The sequence below is a fragment of the Endozoicomonas sp. genome (assembly GCF_051008435.1).
Taxonomy (GTDB): Bacteria; Pseudomonadota; Gammaproteobacteria; order Pseudomonadales; family Endozoicomonadaceae; genus Endozoicomonas_A.
Window position 1 is genome coordinate 1 of record NZ_JBPCXO010000167.1, and the last position, 5587, is coordinate 5587.

Annotated in this window: 4 protein-coding genes; all 4 read right to left on the minus strand. The window is 47.1% G+C overall.

Translation table 11 applies throughout. From position 1 onward, the window contains the following. Positions 1-89 precede the first annotated feature (89 nt). The gene (locus ACR2PX_RS08135; protein ID WP_433998857.1) at positions 90-1628 is read right to left on the minus strand and encodes a di-heme-cytochrome C peroxidase; all 1539 of its coding nucleotides are present in this window, start codon (positions 1626-1628) and stop codon (positions 90-92) included. Positions 1629-2040: 412 nt separating this feature from the next. Further along, complete coding sequence (locus tag ACR2PX_RS08140; protein WP_433998858.1) at positions 2041-4176, minus strand: diguanylate cyclase; 2136 nt, start codon at positions 4174-4176, stop codon at positions 2041-2043. A gap of 452 nt (positions 4177-4628) precedes the next feature. Further along, the gene (locus tag ACR2PX_RS08145; protein ID WP_433998859.1) at positions 4629-5105 is read right to left on the minus strand and encodes a hypothetical protein; all 477 of its coding nucleotides are present in this window, start codon (positions 5103-5105) and stop codon (positions 4629-4631) included. Positions 5106-5109: 4 nt separating this feature from the next. Next, positions 5110-5355, minus strand: a complete 246-nt coding sequence (locus tag ACR2PX_RS08150; RefSeq protein WP_433998860.1) for a hypothetical protein — start codon at positions 5353-5355, stop codon at positions 5110-5112. Positions 5356-5587: the final 232 nt, after the last annotated feature.

The window sequence follows — 5587 nt, forward strand, 5'->3', positions numbered from 1 at the left end:
ATTGCCGCAACTACCCACGAGATAAACGAAAGTACAGCATATTTGTACCTCTGAAACTCAAGTGTGGCATGGCTTATAACCAAAACCTTTTATCCCTGTAAAATCATCAGGGGTGCTGAATAGTTACCACTGTTTTCAGCCATGGCCGGGTCTGTGTTGATGTGTTCGAGTCCAGACATCTGGGCAACAACTTTTCTGTCCAGGTTGCTGCGATCTATCACTTCGTGGCAGGACTGGCAGTATTTTGCATAAATACGCTGACCACGAACGACTTTGCCCTGTTCAATGGTTCCGAGAATCTCTTCATGCCACTGAGGGGATTGCAGGCTTTTGAGATGGGCTTCCAGTCTTTGTAGATTGACAATGTCGATGGACGATTTGAAATCAATGTGCTTGCGTTTATGGTCCTGTCCGGTCAGCCAGGAAGAAAGGCTGAAGCCGGAATCACTGGCTGTCCAGTCCAGAATGCCAAAAACTCCCAGCACTTCTCCGGTGTTGCGTCCCAGAGGACCGAGTCCACTGTTGCCTGCCAGACCATTCCACTGAACGTAATCCGATTGGGCAATATCCCAAAGGAATGGATAGCTGACAGGTGCATTAGGCTCATTGAAAAGAGCGTTTCTAACGTAAAGCGTTTCCTTGATGGAAAGTCCCGGGTAGCCAGGCTCCTTTGACATCAGTCGCTCGATGATCAGAGAGAAATCAGCATTACCGAGAATGGTCTCATTGACACCTTCGAGCACTTTATTCACTTCTGTCTGTGACAGAATGTGTCTACCTGAGGGGGTGGTAACTGAAGCCAGGGCGTCCTCAACATTTTCCTTGCTGAGTACATACTGAAGAACCCGGTTATAGATGCGTCCAAATGCATCCAGACGGGCATGGCCGTATTTTACCTTGCTGTGGTTAATGGTGTTGTAGAGCTGAGTGATTTCAGTCCATTTTTCGAGATCAGCAATCACCTGTTCTTCATTTTTATAATCATTCTTGAGAGCCAGAACATTTTTAATAAAGTGCTCTCTTTTATCATTATCGCTGAGCGTCTGCTTCATGGTGGCTTCCAGGCTGGTCAGGAAGCCAACCATGTCAGTCATAGCCGGTCCGCCGTCAATACGAATGCCTGTGCCCTGGTAGTTAACCTGAGAGGTATGGCAGGCTGCACAGGTATAACCCATATAGTCTTTGCCCAGATAAGTCTCTTTGACAAAACCTACTGCAAGACCATCAGGGTTGAAGAAGGTAGGCTTCTGAGGCAGGTAGCGGTATTTATCCATGTTCATGTTGTCACGAACAAGGGTTTCTGAACCTTTTTGTTCAAGCGTCAGGTAGAAGTCATAGGGTAAGAGGGCGGAGCCTTGAGTCGTGTTGTAGTACCACAGGCTATCCGATGCAGACCAGCCCTGATCCAGGTAAACAGGGGTTGAGTAGCTCTCATTGAATTCACCGTTTTCAATAGCTACCGCTCCTCTCTGGGGGTCATCATCCCAGGACTGGTAAGTTTTACCGGCAATAAAGGTCAGTGTGATAGAAAGGGCAATACCCAGACAGATAAACTTGATCGCCTTTTTGTTAAGCTTGATCAAGTCTCGAGCGGCCTTGATCAGCTGGCTGACAAGTTGGAGAGCCATGATAAATGTCCCTATAGTTATGGCAAAAAAATAATTTGTTTTTATATGTTTGGCAGGGCCTGTTGATTTCTGGTGTTTTATTATTTTTCTATGAAATAACAGCTTTTCTGACTTTATGAGTTTTTGCTGTTCCATGTCAGCGTTCTTCAAAACTCACGGCAGTTTGTTATTTTTTACCAGAATGTATGCTTTTTGGTATTGGGCAAAATTTGAACTTGCAAGGGGCGTTTTGTTATGGAAGCCACATTTCCCTGAGGCTCTATACCCATCGCCTTTCAAGATGCTACGTTGTTGTCAGCGTTCGCTCACCCCGATCACCTACTACTCGTAGGCTCACGGGGATTCGCTTTCTTGTCGCCTAGTAGCATCTTGAAGTCCAATGGGTATATGTCTGTTTTATGCCTTTATTATTTTACGTTAGTCGTATATCTGCACAAGACGGTGCCCGACAGACCCGGTTCTTTCCTGAATGTTTAGCTTCGTACAGAGCATCGTCTGCTTCTTTCAGAAGTTTGTCGAGCGTATCAGTATTCGGGCCGGTAGCCGCGATACCCAGACTGATACTGAGCGGGACAGGGCCCCCTTTATAGAGTGATGCTGAATTCCTGAGGCGCTCGGCGATCTGTACGCCCCGAAGAGCATCGGTCTGAGGGAGTAGGACTACAAATTCTTCGCCGCCATAGCGGGCAATCAGATCCTTCTGACGGAGTTCTTTGCGCATACGGTTGGCCAGCTCGGAGAGCACTTTATCGCCAGCAGGGTGTCCGAAGCGATCATTGATCTGTTTGAAGTCATCAATATCTATGAAAATCAGACAAGACTGAGGCTGAGCAGAATCTTGCCGGTGAACCAGCTCTGAGGCTTCGTTCACAAATGCTCTGCGATTAAGCAGGCCTGTGAGCGAATCCAGGCTGGCCTGCAGCTTCCAGAAGCGGGTTTGCTGGTTCGCCTGAAACAGGGTTCGGGCATGTGTACTGATGTCGGTGATCTGTTGCCACTTTAGTGTTTTCTTGCGCTGATTTCCCGGGGAAACGACCAGTAACGTGTGATGGTTTTCTTCTGTATGAAGCAGGAATACCCAGTATTTAACCCCGTTTCTATCTTCCAGCCGAACATGATGTTCCTGATCAGAGCCGATGACGTTCAACAGTTCATCTTCAATATTATCAATACTGCTCTTGAGAATTTGGGCTGCTTTCGGGTAATGACTGCTGATATCCCAGTGACTTTTTCTTTTCACCAGAATCATCGAAGGCGTTCCTGGCATAACGGCATCCAGAGTCTCGAGAATACGTTCTCGAATAGCCTTTTCATCCATTAATGCATTAGCAGGCGCCTGAAGATGTTTTCGCAGGGCTGAATCAAATATCCGTCGTTTGTCGTTATGGGTTGTCACCAGATTGATGGAGATAGCCTGACGGTGTTTGTGTTTACGGTTGACCCAGTATAAGCCGGTAATCAGCAGGGATTGCAGAGCAATGAGAGCCAGTTCTGCCTGGTTAGGAATGGCTCTGGGCCAGTCGCTGGAAACCCAGCTGCTAAACAGAGCAAAGAAGAGAGTGGCCATGACAGGTAAAGCCAGTTTAGCCGGTCGCACTCCCTGGGCAAAAATCGTCAGCAGGCTGGAAGTTAATATGGCCGCTGTGATGGCTATCATCATAAATGCAGCGTTCAGTAGCATCAGCTGCTGAGTCATAAAGAAGCTGAAAACGAAGCCAACCGATAAGCAGCAGAGCCAGAGCATCAGTCGATCAGCTCTGGGCGTATAGAGCGCCAACAGTCCGAGATTCTTATAACAGGCCAGAGCAGATACAAGACAGGCTACGGTCATGGTCAGAACCCAGAGGCCCGGGTCGCCAGACCAGTTGATCATCCGAAAGATCTCACCTTGATACATCAGAACCAGTGTTGTGGTTGTCAGCAGATGTGCGGTAAGTAACAGATAAGATTGATGCCGGGTATAGATCATCACAGCAGCCGTGCCGATCAGAAACAGTAACAGCAAAGCCAGTAGTGAGGCCGAAAACGCCTGATTCTTATATTCATCCAGAGTGTAGAGAGATTGCGGCCAGATACTGGGGTTTAATCTGTTGGGAGCTGAATTGTCGATTCGCAGATAGAGCGTATGTATTTTGTCGTCTGGCAGGGAGAGTTTCAGAACCCGTGGGTCTGACTTACGACTATGACTGCCGGTACCCAATGAGGTGATTCGATAACCATTGTCAGAAGGCGTAAAAACATCCAGTTTCTTGTGCGGTGTTCTTCTGAATACCAGTATCCAGTCAGAGTTAAGTGAGTGGTTCAATGTCAGACGAAGCTTATACCAGCGATCAGTGGCGCTGGGTTGCTTGCCGGAAAGGATGGCTTGTGGTGCTGAAACCGGGGTGAGGTAACTGGCCAGTTCTACTGGCCCCGCTGGCGAAGACTCAGCGACAGAAGCAGCCTGGCTTGTCTGGCCAATAAAAAAGGTCAGCAGTATCACCAGCAAAACCCTGATGAAGTGAGCTGTTCGTAGAGAGCAGGATGAGTAGGTCAATGGAACCTGCAAATCAGGCAGTCCTCCTTGACGAAATTACAGCTTTTCATTGTTCTTAGGGGGCTGTTTCTTGAAATCTAGTTATTCTGTAAACGATTGTGACACAGAGAAGGCGTTTAGGCCAAGACACCAACTCGGAAATTTCATAATGGTCGAGCTTCTTGCTCTGCTGTTTTTTCGATTGACACACTTTCTCGTCCCATTCATGTTTACTTGCCTGGATCTGACGAGAAAATATTGTTACGGCGGGAATATGCCAACAGACGGCAAGAGCTAGCTGGTTTCATCCGGATGCAGTTGCCGATTATAGTGCTCCTGAGCCTGGCCTATTTCTGCCCCGGTTTCCCTCCCGCTGCCTGGGCGGCTACGGCGGCCTCCGGCGTGCTTAACGGGTCTAGTGGAGACTTGACTGCCCAAAGGCTGGAAGAATTTGGCACTGATTGTAGCTATGCGGTCATGAGTACCTATCCTGTAGTGGCCTGCTTTATGGCGTCTTCAATCGTCCGGTAATTCAAATACTCGCATCCTTCTGGAGTCAACTTCAGGTCATAAACACCCTCACACTTGAATTCGAAAGATTCTGCCTTAATAATCCAGTCATCAACGCATCCATAAGGATCAACTATTCTCCCTGAAATGAAATACCCACTCTCACAGATGTCCTTGCTGGTTAATTCAAAAGGGCCATCATCAACAAAAAAAGATTCCTTGAAACCTCTACCTGATTCATTCAGATAAGGTGTAACTTCCCTAGTTGAGCTGATCACACGCCGGAATCTCATGATTCCTGTAACCACGTCGCCATACTGTCCTAATGTATGATCGAGTATCCACAACTTAATAGCCGGAACGATAAGGTCTTCACCGTCTCTTACAGGGTTTCCGAATGTGCTTTCGTATATATTGAATCCATCGAAATGACCATTAAATAAAACACTCATTTGACTATCTCCTCTTTCTCAAAGCAGTACTTCTAATTTTATCCTTTCGTAAATCTCCACCATCTGTGTAATGGAATTCTTGATTTGCAAACCTTTCCAATAAAGGCTCATTCTTAAAAATCACTTCAAGGCTCAGGCTTTCAAGAACATCGTTCTCAGGTAATTTCACAAATGGATTGTTGTTGTACCCATTAATAGTTATTACACCTCCGGGCTTCAGCACTCTGGCCGCCTCTGGTAACCAGTCCATTGTACTATCTGTCCTGCTATGCTCCTTGGGAATGTAAGGGTTATTGGTGACTATCTCATCAACCGAGTTCGTCTTGACGGGCAAATCGATTGCTGAACCCCTGATCCCTGATCCCTGATTCAGCCCTTGTATCCAAGTTGATTGCACCGGGGTTCATCGAATGTTTCCCGCCGAACATATCAAGAATCACTTTCCCATCGTGATCAACGCTTAGCCCGTCGATCTGGGAATA

Excerpts from the sequence above, each read along its gene's own strand:
- ACR2PX_RS08145 (WP_433998859.1), bottom strand. The coding sequence starts at position 5,105 with ATGAGTGTTTTATTTAATGGTCATTTCGATGGATTCAATATATACGAA.
- ACR2PX_RS08150 (WP_433998860.1), bottom strand. The coding sequence starts at position 5,355 with ATGGACTGGTTACCAGAGGCGGCCAGAGTGCTGAAGCCCGGAGGTGTA.
- ACR2PX_RS08135 (WP_433998857.1), bottom strand. The coding sequence starts at position 1,628 with ATGGCTCTCCAACTTGTCAGCCAGCTGATCAAGGCCGCTCGAGACTTG.